Raw genomic sequence first — 21,103 nt, 5'->3', positions numbered from 1 at the left:
GGCAGACGCGTCCACGCGATGCACGCTACACTGAAATGAGACTGGCAATGCGTGACGCGATGTGAAGGCGACGAGTTCAGATCCTGCCGCCGACGGCGCACGCCCCGGAGCGGAGACATATCGATGATCACGCTGGACGCGCACCAAACCGCGCAGTTGCTGCCTTATCCTCAGTTGGCCGACGGTATCGAGGCCATGCTCATGGAGATGCGCTCGGGCACCGCGCGTGCGCCTGAGCGTCTGCATTTTTCCCTGTCCGAACCAGAACGCGGCCGCCGTGGTGGCGTGCTGCTGGTGATGCCTGCCACGAATCGCGATGTGGCGATGACCAAGCACATCACCGTTCATCCCGAAAATTGCCGTGCGGGCAAACCGTCCATCATCGGTGAGGTGATGGTGTTCGATCCGCATACGGGCGAACGTCTCATGTTGCTCGATGGACCGACCATTACAGGGCGTCGCACTGCCGCCGTGACACTGTTTGCTGCCCGCAAATTTGCGCCTCGCCCGAAGGGCCCGGTGCTGATCGTTGGCGCCGGCGTGCAGGCTCGTGCGCATCTCGAGGCATTTGCCGCAGGGATGGGCACGCGTCACTTCATGATCTTCTCGCGCAGCCCCGAACGCGCGCACGCGCTCGCGGATCACGCCGCCACCCTCGGCGTGGAAGCGACGGTCATCGACGCCATCGAGCCGGTGCTGAATACCGTGAGCATCGTGATTGCCGCGACAACCAGCAGCGAGCCTGTGCTGCCGGATAGCGACGTGCATCGCTGGCGCGATGACATCTTCGTTGCCGGTGTGGGGTCGTTCCGTCCTGACATGCGGGAGTTGCCGCCGCAGTTGTGCCGCGACGCCGCTGTGCGCGGCACGCTCGTCGTCGACACCTGGGAAGTCAAGCACGAAGCCGGCGATCTGCTGCATGCCGCCATCGACTGGGGCCGTGCCGTGCCGCTCCTCGATGCGATCATCACGCCCGATCGTTTCCGGTCGAGCGGGCCTGTGCTTTTCAAGAGCGTGGGTTACGCGTTGTGGGATCTGGCCGCCGTGCTGTGCGCGCGTGCCAATCTCGCGAAGGACGGTGTGCCGGTGTCGTAAGGCCACGCATACGCCATGCAGCGATGCCGCGGCGAGACCGAGAGACGGCGAGATGCGGATCACGCCGAAGGGCGATCGCATCGCGGGTTCAGGCCGGTAGCGCGAAGGGTACGCTTGCCGAGGCACCGGCAAGCCCCGGATAGCCCGGCGACGTCTGCGGCGTAATGACGTGGACCGGAAGACCCAGCGTCGTCTCGATGAGGTCGGCGCGCATCACATCGCGCGGTGTGCCTGTGGCAAGAATGCGTCCGTTGGCAAGCAACGCCATGCGGTCGGCATGACGCGCCGCGAGGTTGATGTCGTGCACAATGGCCATCGCGCCCAATCCCCACGTGCTGGCAAGTTCGCGCGTCAGCGAAAGCAGGTGATGCTGATGGGCGAGGTCGAGCGCCGCCGTCGGTTCGTCAAGCAACAGATAGCGCGGCACCGATGGCGCCAACGCATCGTCGTGCGGCCAAAGCTGCGCCAGCACACGCGCGAATTGCACGCGCGCCCATTCACCACCCGAAAGCGTCATCACGTCGCGATGCAGCAACGGCAGTGCGCCAACGCGCTCCAGCGCGAGCGTCGCGATTTCCGTGTCGCTCCTTGCGATCTTGCTTGCCGCGCCACGTCCGCGCGATCTTGGGAACGGCAAACGTCCCATTGTCACGATTTCGAGTGCGCTGAACGGAAACGACAACTGGGCCGTTTGCGGCAGCACTGCACGCAGACGCGCCAGCGCCGCCGTCGAATACTGTGAGAGCGGCGCGCCGTTGAGCGTGATAGCGCCGCTCAGATATGCGCGCGGTGGCAGCGGTTCCCCCGCGAGCGCCTTGAGCAAGGTGCTCTTGCCCGCGCCGTTCCGGCCGAGCAGTACGAGTAGTTCGCCGGGACGGATGTCGAGCGACAACCCGTCGAGCACGGGCGAATCGGTGTGAGCAATCGTCAGGTCGTGTGCACTGAGCATCGCGATGTCCTTTGTCGTCGGTATCGTCGGTCTTGTCGGTCCGGTTTCGTCACAGCCCGAACTGTCCGCGGCGTCGCCACAGCAGCATGAGGAAGAATGGGGCGCCGAGCAGTGCCGTGAGAATACCCAGCGGCAACTCGGCCGGCGCCACCCACGTACGCGCGACGAGATCGGCGAGCAGCGTCAGGATCGCACCGAAGAGCGCCGCCGCCGGCAGCACCGCGCGCGGATCGGGACCGACCACCAGACGCACGATATGCGGAGCAATCAGGCCGATGAACCCGATCATGCCGCTCGACGCCACAAGCGCACCGACACAAAGCGCGCACGCCACCATCACGCGGCGCTTGACTGACTGTACGGCAACACCGAGGTGCAGCGCCTCCGCCTCGCCCAACAACAGCGCGTTCAGCGAACGGCACTGCGCGGCAAGTGCAATGACGCCCAGCGCGACCGGCCACACGATCACGGCAAGCATCGACCATTGCGCGCCGCCGAGACTGCCGAGCGTCCAGAATGTGAGTGTGCGCAACTGCGTATCGTTGGCGAGATAGGTGAGCAGACCGATGGCGGCTCCCGAAACGGCATTGATGGCGATGCCCGCGAGCAACAGCAGGGGCAAGGCGAGACGTCCGCGTCCCGCTGCCAGCCGATAGACGAGCGCTGTGACGCCGAGCGCGCCGGCGAATGCTGCCACAGGCAGCAGCCACAGGCCTAGCGATGCAGCGAGCGCGGCGGGCAGCATGACACCGCCCAGCACGATGACACCGACCGCGCCCAGCGCGGCGCCGCTGGCCACGCCGATCAGGCCGGGGTCGGCGAGCGGATTGCGAAAGAGGGCTTGCAGCGCGGCGCCTGCGGCACCGAATCCCGCACCGACGAGCATGCCGAGTACGATGCGCGGCAGCCGGATCTGCAACATGACGTTGCGCGCCTGATCCTGCGCGAAGTCGCCTGTGGCCCCCCGGAACAACGCCATGATGGCCTCGCCCGGCGCAATGCGATAGGCCCCGCCGCACAGGGCGGCGAGCACGGCGGCAGCAAGCAAGCCGACAAGCACCGCCATGACGATCCATTGCGCAGGGCGGCGGCGCGCTGCGCCGGTTTGAACCAAAGCGGAGGCGGTGGCCGAGGCGGGCGTCGTCTCAGCGCTGTGGGACGGCAATGGCTTCGGAATCGGAGGCGCGGCTGACATGTCTTCGTTCACTGGCGAATGGCGGATTTCTGGATGGCCCTGGCGTGCAGCGCCAAACCATGCATAGCGACGCACCGGGTCACATTCACATGGTGTGCACGCGCTGCGCGAGATCGGCCACCGCCTGCGGCAGACGCGGACCGAAGCCGAGCAGGTACAACGCATCGAAACTCACCACGCGTTTGGCGCGTCCGGCGGGCGTGTTGGCCAGTCCTGGCTGTGCGAGCAACGTTGCCGCAGGATCGGCGGCCGATGGCCCGGTCGTCGTCGTGAGCAGCACATCGGGCTGCGCCGCAACTGCCGCTTCGGCGGTGAGGGGCCGGTATCCGTTGAAGCCGTGCAGCGCGTTCTCGGCACCTGCATACGCGAGCATGGCGTCGGCGGCGGTGTCCTGCCCCGCGACCATGACCTGATTGCCCGTGTGACCAAGGATGAACAGCACGCGCGGGCGGCGCGCAATGCCATATCGCTGTTCGATCTGCTCACGAATGCGCAGCCAGTCCGATGTGAAGCGGCCCGCCACGCGAAGCCCCTCATCGTTCATCCGCAGGGCGGCGGCAACGTCACGAATGCTGTCGCGCACCAATTCGGCGGTGTAGCCGTGTGCGAAGCGTTTGACCGGAACCCCTGCCGCCGCGATCTGCGACAGCACGTTGGGCGGGCCTGCTTCCGCGCCCGCCAGCAACAGGTCGGGATGCAGCGAGAGCACGCCCTCGGCCGACAGCGTGCGCAGATAGCCGATCTTGGGCAGCTTGGTGGCCGCTTCCGGATACAGGCTGGTCAGATCGTTGGCGATCACACGGTCTTGCGCACCGAGTGCGTAGACGATCTCGGTAAGCGCGCCGCCAGCGACCACGACGCGCTTGGGCCCGCCATTACCCGGCACGGCAGGCAAGGCCGCGTTGGCGAGCGTTGCGGGCACGAGCGTGCCCAGCCACGCGCCAGCGACCAGCGCAGCGCCTCCGGTCAGCAGCGCGCGACGCCTCGCGTCGCGCGCGTCGAATGGCTCGTTCACGTCGATGCCTCCGCTACGCTTTGCGAACCCGCGGCACCCTCCACGCGCACCAGCGTCTCGCGCCAATCTTCGCGCTCGGCCTGACCCGGTTTGCGCTCGCCGAAGAACATGGCGATGACCATGCCCGAAGCGTCGAGCAATTCGAGCGACGAGACGATGCCGTCCGACGTCGGCTTGCGCACGATCCACGCCGCGTCGACGAGGTCTTCGCGCAGATGCAGGTTGAAACCTGCATCGAGCACGTTGACCCACGGGCCCATCACGCGAATGTGCTTCACAGGGCCGGTGTGGATCTGGATCATGCCCGCATTGCCGACGAACACCATGATTGGCAGATCGGTGCCTGCGGCGTCTTCGAGCAGCGTGCGGACCGATGCAGCCGGCACTTTCCGCCCATGACCTTCGGGGGCGAGACGCAGCGCCTGTGCACGCGATACGCCGTGACGCTTGAGCAAGTCGAAGAACTGGTGCGTGTCGGTCATGGCGAGCCAGTCGCGTTGGAAGGCCGCCACATCGATATCCGCGTCGGGCGTCTCGGCCTTCGGTGCGTCGGCCGCGACGACGTGCTGGCCGGGCGTCTGGTCGTCGGCGCGAAAGCGCGCGACCAGTGCCTCGAACGCCGCCACATCGCTGTGATCGCGCAGGAACATCTTGTGCACGGCGGTGCCGGCCTTATCGAAGAACTGGAGCGAGCGGCGCGGACCGTTTTCCGCAGGCGTTTCGACGGCATATCCGAAGGCCCACTGGTGATAGAAGATGCGCAGGTCGAGGTCCTTGCCGAGACCGAGGCCGACGGTGCCCGAGTGCGAGAGCTTCTCGTACTGACCGTCCTTTTCGTGCACGGCGGCGTTGTTGCGCGTGAGCGCCATCACGCGGCCCAGTGCGGGCAGCGCTTCGACGATCTCGGTGAACTCCGGGCGCAGACGCACGACGTGCTCACCGACGAAAGCGGCGACCGTCTCGCCTTCGGACACACCCAGTGCGGCCGCGGCGTCGCGATCGCGCAGGTTCTGCTCGGTCTTCACACGTTGGAATTCGCTACGCAGACGGGTGACATCGGCGAGCGCGGGGAATGCCGGACGGGCGGCTGGGATAGCGTTTTGAGCGTTCATCATGACGAGTCCTTTGTTGCGGGTTTGCTGGCAGTGGCTGGCATGCGCCGGCGGGCGTCGAACTAACGAAGTGCGGGCGCGTCGGCGCGGTTCTGACGATCGATCTGAGAGATCAGTACTGGAGCTTCAGGCTCACAGCCACGCTGCGGCCCGGTGCCGAATACGCGTCCTTGACGGTCGAGTTATCGGCGATGTTGCGCACGTCCGACCAGTTCCAGTACTTGCGATCGAACACGTTGTAGACGCCGGCATAAAGCGTGGCGTTTTTGTTGATGTGATAACCGCCGGACAGATCGAGCACGATCGATGACGGCGGTGCCCAGCAATTCTGGTTCTGCTGCGTGCCCGATGTGCAGGTCTTCGCGATCTGGCTTTGCGACTTGGCGGCCTGGAAGAGCAGGTCGGCTTGTGCGAACCACGTGCTGTTCGGCTCGTAACGCGCGCCGAGCACCATCGAGAATGGGTTGACGGTGTTCAGCGGTTGATTGGCGGCGCCGTTGTCTTCGGTCGTGCCATGCGTGTAGGCCATGGCAGTGCGCAACGTCACGCCACCCTTGAGCGCCCACGTGGCACGTCCTTCCCAACCCTGAATGCGCGCGCGGCTGAAGTTCACGTACTGATAGATGAGCGGATCGTTCGGACGGCCCGAGCCGCCGATGTTCTGCTGCGAGATGAAGTTGCGATAGTTGCCCGCAAAGACCGCCGTGCTGTACGTGACCGGCCCGAGCGTGGTGGCAAGACGTCCGCGCAACCCCAACTCGAATGTGTCGCTGGTCTCGGGCTTGAGGTTCGGATTCGCGATCGACATGTAGCCGAAGAGCGGATTCGAGAAGCCGTTGTTGACCTGATCCGGGGTCGGTGTGCGGAAGCCGCGTGCGTATTGCACGTACGGAATCAGCGACGGTGCGATCTCGTACATGATCGCCAGACGTGGCGAGAACGCGGAGTCGTTCGATGACGTCGGTTGAACGCGTGCACCCGAGGTCTTTTGCGAAACGTACAGCGGGTCGTTCTGCTTCGGCGAGAGCCAGTAGGCATCGTAGCGAATTCCCGGCGTGACGGTAAGCGCGCCGTAGCGGATCTCGTCCTGCAAATACGCGCCGAAGAGCGTGTAATCCGTGTCCGGGAACGCCTTGTTCGGGAACGACTCGCCTACGCCCGGCAGCGTGCCGTTGCGATAGCTGGTGATGTACGCGAGACTCGCGTCGGTGCCATACACGAGCTTGTGTGCGAGCGGGCCGGTCGTGAAGTTGCTTTGCGCTTGCAGCGACCCGCCGACGGTGCGCTCCTTGTACGTGTTGTCGCGCGTGCGGTCGCCCGCCGTGCGTTTCTCGTATGCGTACTGATTGTTCTTCGCATCCTGGAAGTACAGCAGCGCGTGAGCATTCTGGAGGTAGGCCTGCGTGGTGTCGTTGAAGTCGTAATCGAGGCTCACGCGATTACGCTCGAGACGGTCGCTCGTGTTCAGGCCGAGTGTCGTCGGCGGATTGACGGCGGATAGCACATTCGAGTCCACGCGGCGGCGCACGGTCTCGCCGGTGAGCTTGAACGTCGAGCTGGGCGTGGCTTTGAAGACCAGCTTGCCGAGCACGGAGTCGCCGTTGGCGTCCTGCGGGTTGGCGCTCGTGCGTGACGTGCTTGCCGAGTTGTTGGTGCCCTTGCCGTCGAGTTCGTGACCCTTGTTGCCGTCGACGATCACCATGCCCTGCCACTGTTGACCACCCCACGCGGCCTGCGCGGTGGTGCCGAAGCTGCGGTCCATCGAGTTGTAGTACGGACGCAGCGAGAAGTAGGTCGACTTGCCGAACACGTCGAGCAGGTCTTGCGGATCTTTGGTGAGGAAGTTGACGACGCCCGTCAGGCCGTCGCTGCCGTACAGCGACGATGCCGGGCCGCGCAGGATTTCGATGCGGCGCAGCACGTCCATGCTCATGTAGTCGCCACGGCCGGCTTCGAGCGGGCCGAACGAGTAGGACGAGGGCATGCGGATGCCGTCTTCGAAGAGCGCCACGCGGTTACCTTCGAGACCCCGAATGTTGATGCTCGAATTGCCGTCGCGACCTCCACCTACGGCAGCCGATGTGGGACGATACGGCGCGCGGCGTACCGTGACGCCTGGCTCGTAGCGCAGTGCTTCCTTGATGTCCTGCGCTTGCTGTTCTTCGAGATCCTGATCGGTGATGACCGAGATGGACGCGGGTGTGCGTTCCGCTTCGGTCGGTGTGCGCGTTGCTGTCACGTTCACCTCTCGCAGATTGGCGTCGGCGAGTTGCAACGGCGGGTTGGGCGATGCCTGCGCGAGCCGAATCGTCTGGGCCGGACCGGGCGGCTGAGCCGCACCCTCGGCCGGAAGCTGTTGTGCGAAAGCGGCAGGCAACCAGAACGCGGCAAGCACCGCGCCGGCGAGCGGTTGCAGATGCCGGCGAGGCTCGCGCGCAGGTTGGCGCTGCGAGTCTTCGGCTCGATTCCTGTCGCTACGAATGGCACGGATCGAACCGTTGGCGCCGTATTCCCGGCGCATGGACATGACAAAGGTGCGGCCCCCGCCGCTCGACGACTGCTTCACTGCTGGCTCCCAGTGCAAGAAAACCCCGTTTCTGGCTGGCAAGCGCTCGTGGCAATCGACGTGTTGGCAGCATCGTTATCGACGCTGAGGAACACGCAGGCAGGCGCGGCTGGCGAAAATCTCGTGCCACCCGGCCGGACAGACTCGGCCTTGGGACGAAGAACTTAAATGAGAATCATTTGCATTTTTAACGGAGAAGTGACGGCACGTCAAGGGGATGTGTCGCGCGATGTCGACAAATGGGACGGCGGCGCAAGGGCGACGTCAGATCGGCAGACTCGTATCGAACTTGATCTCACGCAGCACGACACTCGTCTTCACGTTGGCTACGGCGGGCAGACGGAAGATGTGCTCGTGCAGGAACGCGTCGTAGGCCTTGATGTCCGGCGCCACGATTTTGAGGATGTAATCGGCCTCGCCCGTCGTGCTGTAGCACTCGGTGACTTCCGGGCAGGTGCGGATTTCGCGCTCGAACTGTTCCGTGCCGCCCTCGGTATGGCGGGTAAGTTGCACATGGGCCAGCGCGCACACATGCAGGCCCAGCTTTTCGCGGTCGAGCAGCACCGTGTAGCGCTGGATCACCCCGCTTTGCTCCATGTCCTTGATGCGTCGCCAGCATGGCGTCGCCGACAGGCCCACGTTTTCAGACAGTTCCTGCGCCGAGCGGCGCGAGTCGATCTGCAATAGGCGCAGGATCTGACGGGCAAAATTATCGAGCAATTCCATTTCTTTAAATCACCTTTTGCGAAATGAACGTTTCTAATTGTGCGACAAAATGAGTGAAATAGTAAAAATCTTTCTCCTGCCTCCCCATACACTGCTTGCATACCAACGCGTGGCCGCGCTATGCGGCCAGTGCGTTGAGACGAACAGAACAGAAGCTCCCCCGAAGCACGGCCAACGCCCGGTCACATCCGCCCGGTGCTGGCTGCGGGGATCAGGAGATACCCAATGAATGCCCCCATGCGCGCCGCGCTTGCGACGCCGACGGCCAACCCCCTGGCCCATCCCGATTACCAGCTCTCCGACGCGCTCACGGCCCGCTGCGGTCAGATTTTCCTGACCGGTACGCAGGCGCTCGTGCGCATTTTGCTGATGCAACACCAACTCGACGCCGCCCGTGGCCTGAACACCGCAGGCTTCGTCAGCGGGTATCGCGGCTCGCCGCTCGGTGGGGTGGATCAGCAGTTGTGGAAGGCGAAGAAGCTGCTCGACGCGGCCAACGTCAAGTTCCTGCCGGCGATCAACGAAGAGCTAGGCGGCACTGCCGTCATGGGCACGCAACGCGTGGAAGCCGACCCCGAGCGCACTGTCGAAGGCGTGTTCGGCATGTGGTACGGCAAGGGCCCGGGTGTGGACCGTGCCGGCGACGCGCTCAAGCATGGCAACGCCTACGGGGCATCGCGCCACGGCGGCGTGCTCGTGGTCGCGGGTGACGATCACGGCTGCGTGTCGTCGTCGATGCCGCATCAGAGCGACTTCACGATGATGTCGTGGAGCATGCCCGTGCTCAACCCGGCCGACATTGGCGAACTCGTCGAATTCGGCCTGTACGGCTACGCGCTGTCGCGTTTCTCGGGCGCGTGGGCGGGCCTCAAGGCGATCTCCGAGACGGTCGAGTCGCGTGGCACCGTCGACCTCGACAAGATCCGCACCGACTGGGCCGAGCCGCTCGATTACGTCGCGCCGGCAGGTGGCCTGCACAATCGCTGGCCCGATTTGCCGAGCCTCGCGCTCGAAGCGCGTCTGGCGGACAAGCTCGACGCAGTGCGTGCGTTCTCCCGTGTGAACAGCATCGACAAGTGGATCGCCCCCGCCCCCGAGGCCGACATCGGAATCGTGACGTGCGGCAAGGCACATCTCGATCTGATGGAGACGCTGCGCCGCCTGGACATCACCGTCGACGATCTCGCCGCCGCCGGCGTGCGCATCTACAAGGTGGGGCTGTCTTTCCCGCTCGACCTGTCGCGTCTGGACATCTTCGTCGCCGGTCTGAAGGAAATCCTCGTGATCGAGGAGAAGGGCCCGGTCGTCGAGCAGCAGATCAAGCAATATCTCTACAATCGCACAATGGGCACGCGCCCGATCGTGCTCGGCAAGACCGACGCCGAAGGCCGCGCGTTGCTCTCCGCACTGGGCGAGTTGCGTCCGTCGCGCGTGCTGCCGGTGTTCGCCGAATGGCTGGCGAAGCATCGCCCGGCACTGGATCGCCGTGAGCGTGTGGTCGATCTCGTCGCGCACGAGATTCTGTCGAATGCGGCCGACGGTGTGCGTCGCGTGCCGTATTTCTGCTCGGGGTGTCCGCACAATACGTCGACGAAGGTGCCTGAGGGCTCCATCGCGCAGGCAGGTATCGGTTGTCACTTCATGGCGTCGTGGATGGACCGCGATACCACGGGGCTGATCCAGATGGGGGGGGAAGGTGTGGACTGGGCCGCGCATTCGCACTTCACCAAACGTGCGCATGTTTTCCAGAATCTGGGCGACGGCACGTACTTCCACTCGGGCCTGCTCGCGATTCGTCAGGCCGTGGCCTCGAAGGCAAACATCACCTACAAGATTCTTTACAACGACGCCGTGGCGATGACGGGCGGCCAGCCGGTCGACGGCTCGATTTCGGTGCCGCAGATTGCGCGTCAGGTCGAAGCCGAGGGCATCGCAAAACTCGTCGTGGTGAGCGACGAACCGGAAAAATACATCGGTCACGAAGGACAGTTTCCGAAGGGCACGACGTTCCACCATCGCAGCGAACTCGACGCTGTACAGCGCGAGCTGCGCGAGATTCCGGGCACGACCGTGCTCATCTACGATCAGACGTGCGCGGCCGAGAAGCGTCGCCGCCGCAAGAAAAACGAATTCCCGAATCCGGATCGTCGTCTGTTCATCAACGAGGCGGTTTGCGAAGGCTGCGGCGATTGCGGCGTGGCTTCGAATTGCCTGTCGGTCGAACCGGTGGAAACGGCGCTGGGACGCAAGCGCCGCATCGATCAATCGTCGTGCAACAAGGACTTCTCCTGCGTGAACGGCTTCTGTCCGAGCTTCGTGTCGGTCAGGGGCGCGCAGTTGAAGAAGGCGCTCGCAGCGGCGTTCGATCAGGCGGCGTTTGAAGGGCGTCTGAATGCCCTGCCGCAACCGACCGCGCTCGCGGGCGACGTGCCGTTCGACATCATGGTCACGGGCGTGGGCGGCACCGGTGTGGTGACGATCGGCGCGCTCATCACGATGGCGGCGCACCTCGAGGGCAAGAGCGCTTCGGTGCTCGACTTCATGGGCTTCGCGCAGAAGGGCGGCGCCGTGCTGTCGTTCGTGCGTTTCGCCAACACGCCGCAAGCGCTCAATCAGGTGCGTATCGACACGCAGCAGGCCGACGTGCTGCTCGCCTGCGACATGGTGGTGGGCGCGAGCGCCGACGCGCTGCAAACCGTGCGTCGCGACCGCACGCGCGTGGTCGTCAACACGCACGCGATTCCGAACGCGACATTCGTGCAGAACCCCGACGCGAATCTTCACGCCGACGCGCTGCTCGCGAAGATGCATCACGCCGCAGGCAACGCCAAGCTCGACACCTGCGACGCGCAAGCGCTCGCCCAGCGTTTCCTTGGCGACACGATGGGCGCGAACATCATCATGCTCGGCTTCGCATGGCAACTGGGTCTGGTGCCGGTATCGCTGCACGCGCTGCAACGCGCCATCGAACTGAACAATGTGGCGGTGCCGATGAACCAATTGGCGCTGGCGATCGGCCGGCTGGCCGCAGGCGATCCGACGGCATTGACGCAGACCACGGCCAAGGCGGCGCACGCCCCGGTGCATGCGCCGGTCGCCGACGACATGGCGTTCGATGCGCTCGTTGCACACCGTGTGGATCTGCTCACGCAGTACCAGAGCGCGGCGTATGCGGCGCAGTTCGCGAGCTTCGTGAAGCGGGTGGCCGATGCGGAAACACGGGTGTCCGGTGCACCGGGACGCCTCTCGCGTGCCGTCGCGCAGCAACTGTCGCGTCTGATGGCTTACAAGGACGAGTACGAAGTGGCTCGCCTGTACGCGCACACGGCGTTTGCCGATTCGTTGGGCGAGACCTTCGAAGGCAAGCCGGGCCGCGACTTCCGCCTTGAGTTCCATATGGCTCCGCCGCTCGTCGCACGCGGCAAGGACGGCGCGGCGCCGAAGAAGGTGACCATCGGGCCGTGGCTGTGGCCGGTGCTGCGGGGGATGGCGAAGCTGCGCGGGTTGCGCGGCGGGGCGCTCGACGTCTTCGGTTACACGCTGGAGCGCCGCATGGAGCGTCAGTTGATCGCGGACTACCGCACGACGATCGAACGTGCGCTGGCCGGTCTGTCCGTCGATACGCTGGCCGATGTGGTGGCGCTGGCCGAAGCCCCGGCGAAGATTCGCGGCTACGGTCATGTGAAGCTCGCGAATCTGGCGATGGCCAAGCGTGTCGAAGCCACGATCGCCGGCCGGCTGGACGTGACGCCGGCCACCGGTGACGCCGTCGAGCAGGCGCTGGCGCACGCGCGCAAGCGCGGCAAGTCGCTGGCGGGCATTCCGGTGGTGACGTCGCGCTGAGTCGCCCGGGGGATCGGATGAGATGCCGGTTTCGGATTGGCGTTGACGTACGGAACGGGGGCTGCGGCCCCCGTTTTTCATGGGCGCGCGCACGCGTCGTAGCTGGATGTGCCGACCCGCACCGAGCGCGTTTCTGTACCGTCATCCGGCCGACGCGCTACCATTCGGGGGTTACGGTTGACGCAACTGGGTGAACCGGATGCTGCGGAGGGCGTGACGACGGGAAGCCGTCAACTGCCCGCGAGGCGTCGGGAATTGCCATAAGCGCTTGATTACGGAGAGGAAAATGAGTGTTTCGAAGGCACCTGCGGATCGCAAGGTGATCCTCACGGGTGACCGCCCGACCGGCCCGCTGCATTTGGGTCACTATGTCGGCAGTCTGAAAAACCGCGTGGCGTATCAGCACGAGTACAAGCAGTTCATTCTGGTCGCCGACGCGCAGGCGTTGACCGACAATACGGACGATCGCGGCAAGGTTCACCGCAACGTCTCGGAAGTGGCGCTCGACTATCTGGCTGTCGGCATCGATCCGACGGTGACGACCATCTGCGTGCAGACGTGGCTGCCCGAGCTGACCGAACTCACGTTCTATTACCTGAATCTGGTGACCGTGGCGCGTCTGGAGCGCAACCCGACCGTCAAGCAGGAAATCGGTCTGCGCAACTTCGAGCGTGACATTCCGGCTGGCTTCCTCACGTATCCGGTGAGCCAGGCGGCGGATATCACGGCGTTTCGCGCCACGCTCGTGCCAGTCGGCGAAGATCAGTTGCCGATGATCGAGCAGACGAACGAAATCGTGCGCCGTCTGAACCGTCTGGCCGATCGCGAGATCCTCGTCGAAACGAAGGCGCTGGTGCCGCCGATCGGACGGCTGCCGGGCATCGACGGCAAGGCCAAGATGAGCAAGTCGCTGGGCAACGTGATCAATATTTCGTCGATGCCGGACGAGATCCGCGCTGCGGTGAAGAAGTGCTACACCGACCCGCTGCATCTGAAGGTGGAAGATCCGGGGCACCTCGAAGGTAACGTCGCATTCGCCTATCTCGACGCCTTCGACGAGGACAAGGAAGGGTTGCAGGCGCTCAAGGAACACTATGTGCGCGGTGGTCTGGCCGACTCGAAAGTGAAGGCGCGTCTGGAAGAGCGACTGCAGGAGATGCTCCGCCCGATGCGCGAGCGTCGTGAGGAATACGCCAGGAATCCGGACTTTGTGTGGGACATGTTGCGTGCGGGCACCGAACGCGCGCGCGAAACGGTCTCGCAAACGCTCGACGACGTGCGCTCGGTGTTCGTCACGCCGGGGTGGAAGAAGTAAGGCATGCCGACTCGCCCAACGGCGCTATCGGCAAAGAAGAAAGCAGCCCATCCGGGCTGCTTTTTTTGTGTGGCCGCACGCGCTTGTTTGTGCCGGGACGCTGCAAACCAGTGCCCGGTGAGTGTCTCAGAGCGGTGTGGAGATCGTATCGAGGTTGCCGCACGACCGGCAGCGCGTGATGTCGCTCCTTAGCGATTCGACGCGTTGCGCGGATTGCGTATTGTCGGCGGAGGCCGCTCGCGTCACGGGGCGCGTATTCGATTGGGCGATGAGGTGGTCGATGCGCGAGAGTGCTGCGTTCTGCATACTCAGAAGCTCCGACAGTCCGGTCTCAATGTCGGTCAGGGTGTCGATGATCCGGCCTTCTGCGGCGGCGGCTCGATAGCTTTGCCCCGGATCGACCGCCGGCGCGAAATACGCGTTGCTGGTAGGACGCATGATTGATTTTTCTCCTCTTGGTGACTAGACCGTCTCCGACCCCCGTGGCCCGCCGTCAAAGATGGGTCTTGATGTCGTCGCGGTCGAAATTCTCGAACTTTTGGTTCAGTGTGCGTTGATTGCGTGTGGCGTGCGTGATTTCGTGATTGATCTTGTCGAGGCGCTCTTGTATCTGCGTGGTCGCGCCGGACTGATGAATCCCGTGTCTGGCTTCTATTCCCCGGTTGATGGCGTCGTTCAGATTCTTGACTGCGGTGATTTCGTTAGATAGCTGACCCCAGCCGCGATTGCGTGCGTACGCGAAGACGTTGCAGATCCCGTTGAGTGCGGTCAGGATGCCGACCCCTGTCGTGGCGATCTTCAACCCGAGTGCGAGGCCCGCAAGCGCAGGCAGCAGCGCGGGAACCGCTATCGACGCGACACCCAACGATACGGTGACGACGAGAAACGTCACAAGGATCGCGATTTTCGTCTTCCATCGCCGTTTCTCTCCCGGAATGGCGACCTGCGCTTGCGTCAGATAGTGATGAATCAGCGGCTCGGTCTTGCTGAGCAGGTCGCCCGTGACTTCGAACGCTTTGTGCAACTCTGCCTTGGCCTGTTTGAGCGCCTCTGGCGTCATGTTGGCGCCGTTCAGGCCCTGACGCTTGTCTTCCAGAAGCCGTCGCGCGGACGACGCGCACACCATCGTGTCGAGCGCCGCTTTCAAGTGTCCCAGCGCTTCGAGTGCGGCCCGTGCTTTCGGCATCAATTGTTCGGGGTCGGAGATCGAGCGTTGCGCGTCGACGCTCTTGATCTTGAGCGACGTCAGGGAAATATCGCGGGCATTGCAGATTTCTTCGACCGCGCTCTCGAACGTCTCGACCAGCTTATCGATGCTGAGCAGATCGGACGCCTGATGGGTGGAGACGGCTTCGGACAATCTGACGATGACGTCGTACTCGTTGGATAATTTCCCGCGGACTGCGTCGGGGGCGACGGTTTGTGCTGCGGCGTTCCAGTCGCGCTTGATGGTGGCAAAGCTCTCGAGGATGCCCTCGCGCAGGGTCTCGATGGTGGGCGCGGTGTCGGCAGGTGGCGATAGCGCACCAAGGATCGGCATATGCTGGCGAACGCCAACATGCTTCCATTCGGGTGAGGTCGTGGAATCGGCAGTCGGCCATGGCGGGGCGACGGTGTCGAAGCCAAGCGATATGTAGTTTTGCGGAACGAGCTTCATTGGGGGGACCCTCCGTCGACAACATTTCCCGAAGTCTAGGCAGCGCCGCCCGCGTGCGCTTTTCATTCGTTCGACGGATTGTTGTAAACGAGGTGTCGCGTGGTCTTGAGCGACGGTGGTATCGGCGAGGAAAAAAGAAACGCCGCGATGTGCGAGACATCGCGGCGTTATTCGTGTTAAGCCGTGCTAAACCGAGTTACCCGGTCCAACCCAGCAGAGGCGCCCCATATAGCGGTGCTATGCCCGTTACGCGATTACGCGGGGCAGTGGGTGCCGCAGATTACGGTTGCTTGGCGACCTTGCCGTCCTTGAAGACCCAGCGAATACCTTCCCCCTGACCGGTGAGTACCTCGATCGATTCGAGTGGATTCCCATCGACGACCAGCACATCGGCCAGTGCGCCTGGTGCGATCACCCCCAGTTCGCCCACGCGATTCAGAATCTCCGCACTGATGACCGTGGCCGAGCGCAGCGTGTCGGCCGTGCCCAGTACGTCGGCACGAATCGTCAGTTCGTCCGACTGGTACTTGTGCATATCGCCGAGCAGGTCGGAGCCGAAGCCCATCTTCACGCCCGCGTCGCGATAGATCGACAGCGATTCGCGACCGGCGCGCTGCACGCTTTCCACCTTCGCGACCGATTCCGGCGGCAGGCCCAGCGATGCACCGTCCTTGGCCAGGGCGTCGTACGTGACCAGCGTGGGCACGACATAGGCGCCTTTCTCGGCCATGAGCTTCGCCGTCTCGGCGTCGCACAGATTGCCGTGCTCGATGGTGCGCACTCCGCAACGGACGGCCCGAGCAATCGCGCGCGGCGTGTAGGCGTGCGCCATCACATAGGTTTGCGCTGCTTCGGCTTCGGCCACGGCGGCGCGGATTTCATCTTCCGAGTACTGCGTATTGGCGATGGGATCGACCGGCGAGGCCACCCCTCCCGAGGCCATCAGCTTGATCTGCGTGGCGCCCTTCTGAATCTCTTCGCGCACGGCGAGGCGGATCGGGTCGACGCCGTCGACCACGCGGGCAATCGCCCCGGCGCGAAACGCACACGAGCACGGCTCGAGCGTGTCGCTGCGCGGTCGGAAGTCGCCGTGACCGCCCGTCTGCGAGAGCGCTTTGCCCGACGGGAAGATGCGCGGACCGGGAATCACGCCTTGCTCGATGGCTTGTTGCAGTGCCCAGTCGGCACCGCCGGCGTCGCGCACGGTCGTAAAGCCGCGATTCAGCATGCCTTGCATGATCGGCAGCGACCTGAGCACGGTGAGCACGTTCGGCTGGCTGGCGTTCGTGCCGAGGTTGGGATGCGAGGCGAGCACGTGCACATGACAGTCGATCATGCCGGGCATGACCGTCTTGCCGGTGACGTCGATCACCGTTGCGCCATCGATATCGAGCGGTGTGGCGCTGACAGTGGTGATGCGATTGCCTTCGATAGCAACGTCGTGACGCTCGAGCAGACAACCGGCGGCCGTATCGAGCACATTGCCGCCGCGAAGCAGGGTAACGGACATGGGGGAGTTCCTTGCAAAAGACACAAGGCGCGCCGGTAAGGGCGCGCCTCGATGAGAGAAAACTCAGGCCTTGGGCAGTGGCTTCACGAAGCGCGTGCCGATCAGGCTGATGGTGGCCGCGACGATCACGTAGATGGCCGGGGCCATGTTGCTGCCCGTGCGGGCAATCAGCCACGTGATGATGAGCGCAGCGAAGCCGCCGAAGATCGTCACCGCGAAGTTATAGGCCACCGACAGACCCGTGGAGAGCACCTTCGCCGGGAACAGCTCGGCGAACGCCGCGAGAATCGGGCCGGTATAGCAGGCGATGAGCAGGCCGAAGACGATCTGGAACGTGAGCAGCGATTGCAGACCCGGCGCCACGTTCAGGTACGTGAACATCGGCCATGCGAGCAACAGGATCGACAGTGCGGAACCCGACAGGAACGGACGGCGGCCGTAGCGATCTGCCAGACGTCCCACCACCGGCGCGAACACGAGAATCATTGCACCGCCGACCATGCCTGCCGTGAAGCCGTAGGAGGCGGGCAGCTTGAGCACGCGCTGGGCATACGTCGGCATGTAGAACAGCAGCACGTAGGTGCAGATCGTCCACAGCACGACCATTGAGAAGCTGGCGAGCGTCTCGCGCGGATACTGCGAGAACACATCGCGCAGCGGCGTATCCGACTTCTCGGCGTGCTGGAACGTCGGCGTTTCGTCGATCTTGTTACGGATGTAGAAACCCACCGGGCCGATCAGCATACCGACGATGAACGGCACGCGCCAGCCCCAGGATTCGAGCGAGGCCTTATCGAGTTCCGTCGTGACGAACGTACCCACCGCAGCGCCAAGCAGCACGGCGAAGCCGATGCTCGATTGAATCCATGCCGAGTAGTAAGCGCGCTGATTGGCGGGGGCGTATTCGGTCAGGAAGGCCGTTGCACCGCCCATTTCGCCGCCGGCCGAGAAGCCTTGCAGCAAACGCGCCAGCACGATGATGAGGGGGGCGGCCAGACCGATTTGATCGTAGGTCGGGGCCAGGCCGATCATCGCGGTACCGGCCGCCATGAGCAGAATGGTGAGCGACAGGGCTGCCTTGCGGCCCACGCGATCGGAATAGATACCGAGCACGATGCCGCCGACCGGGCGCATGAAGAAGCCCACGCCAAAGGTTGCGACAGCGAGCAGGAACGACGACAGATCGTCGCCGGTGGGGAAAAACTGTTTCGCGATGATGGCCGCGAAGAAGCTGTAGACGGTGAAGTCGAACCATTCAAGACCGTTGCCGATCACCGTCGCCACGATCGCGTGACGGCGCTGACGAGCCATGTTGTCTTGAGGCACTGCGTAGGTCGCCTGCATCTGGGTCTCCCGGAGGATAGGTGGCGTCCGTTGCGTGCTTTGCTTTCACGTCATGCCGGTAATACGCCTGCTTTTGTCGGATCACGTCTGCCGAAGCCGGGCACAAGCGGCCCGACGGCCTCGGCATACGTGCGCGGATAGAGCACAAAGTAGTGCAGACAAAATGACAGGCCAAACGATAATTCCGCATGTTGCCATGCGTGTAGCGCATGGCAACTTTCAAAACAGCGCGTAACCCCTATGATGGGAAACGAGTTTCGGAATAAATCCAGTTGCGGAAAATTCGCGCTGCGGCATGCTCATGGCGCTCGGCAGGCCATATGAGGTAGTAGCCGCCGCCCAGACTCGCGGTCGCTTCGCACGCGCGAACGAGCAAGCCGGCGTCGAGACATGAGTCGATCATGTGACGCCATCCCATCACCATGCCGCCGCCTTCGATGGCCATCTGCACGAGCAGCGGATAGTGGTTGGCGCTCACCATGCGCGGGAATTTTCGGGCACTGACGCCTTGTAGCTCGAACCAGTCGGGCCATGACATCCACTTGCGCTGGCCGTCTTCGACGAGAAGCAGCGTCTCGTTGACGAGATCGGCGGGCGTGAGCTTGCGTGCGTTGAGGTAGGCGGGGGAACAGACGGGGAAGACCTCCTCGTCGAACAGATGCCGCCCGGCGAAGTCCGGCGGCAGATCGTTACGCACGTAATACACGCCGAGATCGAACTCCGACGGGGAAAGCGACGTGATGCCGTCTTTCACGATCACGCGAATCTTGACGTCGGGATGGGCGGCGCGAAAGCGCATGAGTTGCGGTGTCATCCACAACACGGCCACACCGGACGAACAGGCCACGGTGAGATCGAGATCGCCGCGCCGCTTCATCAGATCGGCGGTGGCTTCGGCGCACTCGCCGAGCAGACGCTGAATCTGCTCGGCGTAGCGTTGTCCGGCCACTGTCAGCCGCAGCGTGCGATGTTCGCGCGTGAAGAGCGCACGCCCGAGGAATTCCTCGAGCTGCGCGATCTGCCGGCTCACGGCGCTTTGCGTGAGATGGAGTTCCGCCGCGGCCCGGGTGAAGCTTGCGTGCCGCACGGCAGCGTCGAAAGCAATCAGGCAATGCAGCGGAGGCAACGGCGAAATGGGCATGCGTTGGTGACGGGGGCGATGTGGCGCTAACGAGGAATCAGCGCTTGCCGACCATTTGCTCGGGGCGAACCCACGCGTCGAACTGCTCGTCCGTCACGTGGCCGAGGGCGAGGGCGGCCGCCTTGAGCGTGGTGCCTTCCTTGTGTGCCTTCTTGGCGATCTGCGCGGCCTTGTCGTAACCGATGTGCGGGTTGAGCGCGGTCACGAGCATGAGCGACTCTTCGAGCAGCGAGGCGATGCGGGCGCGATTCGGTTCGATACCGATGGCGCAGTTGTCGTTGAAGCTCACGGCGCCGTCGGCAAGTACGCGCACGCTTTGCAGGAAGTTGTGGATGAGCATCGGCTTGAACACGTTCAGCTCGAAGTTGCCCATCGAGCCGCCGATGTTGATCGCCACGTCGTTACCGAACACCTGAGCGCACAGCATCGTCATCGCTTCGCATTGGGTCGGGTTGACCTTGCCCGGCATGATCGAGCTGCCCGGTTCGTTTTCCGGGATCATCAGTTCGCCGATGCCGCAACGCGGGCCGCTGGCCAGCCAGCGCACGTCGTTGGCAATCTTCATCAGGCTGGCGGCGAGCGTCTTGAGCGTGCCGTGCGCGTTGACGATGGCGTCGTTGGCGGCGAGCGCTTCGAACTTGTTCGGCGCGGTGACGAACGGCAGGCCGGTGTCGCGTGCGAGCGCGTCGGCCACCTTCTTCGCGAATTCCGGATGCGCGTTCAGGCCCGTGCCGACGGCCGTGCCGCCGAGTGCGAGTTCCGCCAAGTGGGGCAGGGCGTCGTCGACGTGCTTCAGGCCGTGATTGATCTGCGCGACCCAGCCCGAAATTTCCTGGCCGAGCGTGAGCGGTGTGGCGTCCTGAAGGTGGGTGCGGCCGATCTTGACGATGTCGTCATAGGCGTGAGCCTTGGCGGCGAGCGTGTCGCGCAGTTGGCCGACGTTGGGCTTGAGATGGTTGACGAGGGCGTCGAGGGCGGCCACGCTCATGGCCGTCGGGAACACGTCGTTCGACGACTGGCCCTTGTTCACGTCATCGTTGGGGTGCACGCTGCGCGCTTCGCCGCGCACGCCGCCAAGCAGTTCGCTGGCGCGATTGGCAAGCACTTCGTTCATGTTCATGTTCGACTGCGTGCCCGAGCCGGTCTGCCACACGGCCAGCGGGAATTCGTCGTCATGCTGGCCATCGATCACTTCGTCGGCAGCTTTGATGATGGCGTCGGCCTTCTTCGCGTCGAGCATGCCCAGGTCCTTGTTGACCTGAGCGGCGGCGCGTTTCACGCGAGCGAGCGCGCGCACGAGTTCGCGCGGCATTTTTTCGGTGGAAATCTTGAAGTTTTGCAGCGAGCGCTGCGTTTGGGCACCCCACAGACGATCGGCGGGCACCGCAATTTCGCCGAAAGTATCGCGTTCCATTCTCACAGACATGATCGACTCCTCGAAGAGAGATTTGAATTCTAGAGCTTTAGTACGGTTCCGGCATGGCAGCACGGGGGTGACGTGCCATGACGTGGGAATGAATTGCGGGGAGAGCGGCCATTTCGAATGCCGTGAACGGAAGGCCTGAGCAGGCATGGATTATGCGCCGGAATTGTGACGCGAGGCAGGAGATGCCGGCGCACACCGGCCGTTGCGGG

15 protein-coding genes are annotated in these 21,103 nt (G+C 63.9%); 3 read left to right on the top strand and 12 right to left on the bottom strand.

Annotation, left to right across the window (positions count from 1 at the left end):
• Positions 1–123: 123 nt before the first annotated feature.
• A complete protein-coding gene (locus PHO31112_RS12770; protein ID WP_150620837.1) occupies positions 124–1,095 on the top strand; it encodes a delta(1)-pyrroline-2-carboxylate reductase family protein in 972 nt (323 codons plus the stop codon).
• Positions 1,096–1,183: 88 nt separating this feature from the next.
• On the opposite strand, the gene PHO31112_RS12765 is transcribed toward PHO31112_RS12770, so the two are convergent.
• From PHO31112_RS12765 to PHO31112_RS12740, 6 genes are all read right to left on the bottom strand, one after another.
• The gene (locus PHO31112_RS12765; RefSeq protein ID WP_150620836.1) at positions 1,184–2,044 is read right to left on the bottom strand and encodes a heme ABC transporter ATP-binding protein; all 861 of its coding nucleotides are present in this window, start codon (positions 2,042–2,044) and stop codon (positions 1,184–1,186) included.
• 49 nt (positions 2,045–2,093) lie between these two features.
• On the bottom strand, positions 2,094–3,239 hold the full coding sequence (locus PHO31112_RS12760; RefSeq protein ID WP_425495184.1) for a FecCD family ABC transporter permease: 1,146 nt from the start codon (positions 3,237–3,239) through the stop codon (positions 2,094–2,096).
• An 85-nt stretch (positions 3,240–3,324) separates the two neighbouring features.
• Entirely contained in the window at positions 3,325–4,254 is a 930-nt protein-coding gene (locus PHO31112_RS12755) for a heme/hemin ABC transporter substrate-binding protein (RefSeq protein ID WP_150620835.1), read from the bottom strand.
• Complete coding sequence (locus PHO31112_RS12750; protein ID WP_150620834.1) at positions 4,251–5,369, bottom strand: hemin-degrading factor; 1,119 nt, start codon at positions 5,367–5,369, stop codon at positions 4,251–4,253. Before PHO31112_RS12750 ends, PHO31112_RS12755 begins: the two co-directional genes overlap by 4 nt.
• A gap of 109 nt (positions 5,370–5,478) precedes the next feature.
• On the bottom strand, positions 5,479–7,893 hold the full coding sequence (locus PHO31112_RS12745) for a TonB-dependent hemoglobin/transferrin/lactoferrin family receptor (protein WP_150620885.1): 2,415 nt from the start codon (positions 7,891–7,893) through the stop codon (positions 5,479–5,481).
• Positions 7,894–8,196: 303 nt separating this feature from the next.
• Positions 8,197–8,658 carry an Lrp/AsnC family transcriptional regulator gene (locus PHO31112_RS12740; protein ID WP_010806630.1) on the bottom strand — a complete coding sequence of 154 codons (462 nt, stop codon included), beginning with the start codon at positions 8,656–8,658 and terminating at the stop codon, positions 8,197–8,199.
• Positions 8,659–8,895: 237 nt separating this feature from the next.
• Here PHO31112_RS12740 and PHO31112_RS12735 point away from each other — a divergent pair, with 237 nt between their 5' ends.
• Entirely contained in the window at positions 8,896–12,501 is a 3,606-nt protein-coding gene (locus tag PHO31112_RS12735) for an indolepyruvate ferredoxin oxidoreductase family protein (RefSeq protein WP_425495187.1), read from the top strand.
• A 286-nt stretch (positions 12,502–12,787) separates the two neighbouring features.
• Entirely contained in the window at positions 12,788–13,816 is a 1,029-nt protein-coding gene (gene trpS, locus PHO31112_RS12730; protein ID WP_150620832.1) for a tryptophan--tRNA ligase, read from the top strand.
• 126 nt (positions 13,817–13,942) lie between these two features.
• On the opposite strand, the gene PHO31112_RS12725 is transcribed toward trpS, so the two are convergent.
• The 6 genes from PHO31112_RS12725 to fumC all read right to left on the bottom strand — a co-directional run bounded on the left by PHO31112_RS12725 (position 13,943) and on the right by fumC (position 20,894).
• Positions 13,943–14,254, bottom strand: a complete 312-nt coding sequence (locus PHO31112_RS12725) for a hypothetical protein (RefSeq protein ID WP_150620831.1) — start codon at positions 14,252–14,254, stop codon at positions 13,943–13,945.
• A gap of 55 nt (positions 14,255–14,309) precedes the next feature.
• Positions 14,310–15,473 carry a hypothetical protein gene (locus PHO31112_RS12720; protein WP_150620830.1) on the bottom strand — a complete coding sequence of 388 codons (1,164 nt, stop codon included), beginning with the start codon at positions 15,471–15,473 and terminating at the stop codon, positions 14,310–14,312.
• A 280-nt stretch (positions 15,474–15,753) separates the two neighbouring features.
• Positions 15,754–16,983 (bottom strand): metal-dependent hydrolase family protein, encoded by a 1,230-nt coding sequence (locus tag PHO31112_RS12715; protein ID WP_150620829.1) that lies wholly within the window; start codon positions 16,981–16,983, stop codon positions 15,754–15,756.
• 63 nt (positions 16,984–17,046) lie between these two features.
• A complete protein-coding gene (locus PHO31112_RS12710; RefSeq protein WP_150620828.1) occupies positions 17,047–18,327 on the bottom strand; it encodes an MFS transporter in 1,281 nt (426 codons plus the stop codon).
• A gap of 238 nt (positions 18,328–18,565) precedes the next feature.
• A complete protein-coding gene (locus PHO31112_RS12705) occupies positions 18,566–19,468 on the bottom strand; it encodes a LysR substrate-binding domain-containing protein (RefSeq protein WP_150620827.1) in 903 nt (300 codons plus the stop codon).
• A 37-nt stretch (positions 19,469–19,505) separates the two neighbouring features.
• Positions 19,506–20,894 carry a class II fumarate hydratase gene (gene fumC, locus PHO31112_RS12700; protein ID WP_246178122.1) on the bottom strand — a complete coding sequence of 463 codons (1,389 nt, stop codon included), beginning with the start codon at positions 20,892–20,894 and terminating at the stop codon, positions 19,506–19,508.
• Positions 20,895–21,103 lie beyond the last annotated feature (209 nt).

Origin of the sequence: Pandoraea horticolens, assembly GCF_902459555.1 — a bacterium.
Classification (GTDB): Bacteria; Pseudomonadota; Gammaproteobacteria; order Burkholderiales; family Burkholderiaceae; genus Pandoraea; species Pandoraea horticolens.
Note: the sequence above shows the minus strand (reverse complement) of the source record. Positions and strands in the feature narration are given on the sequence as shown.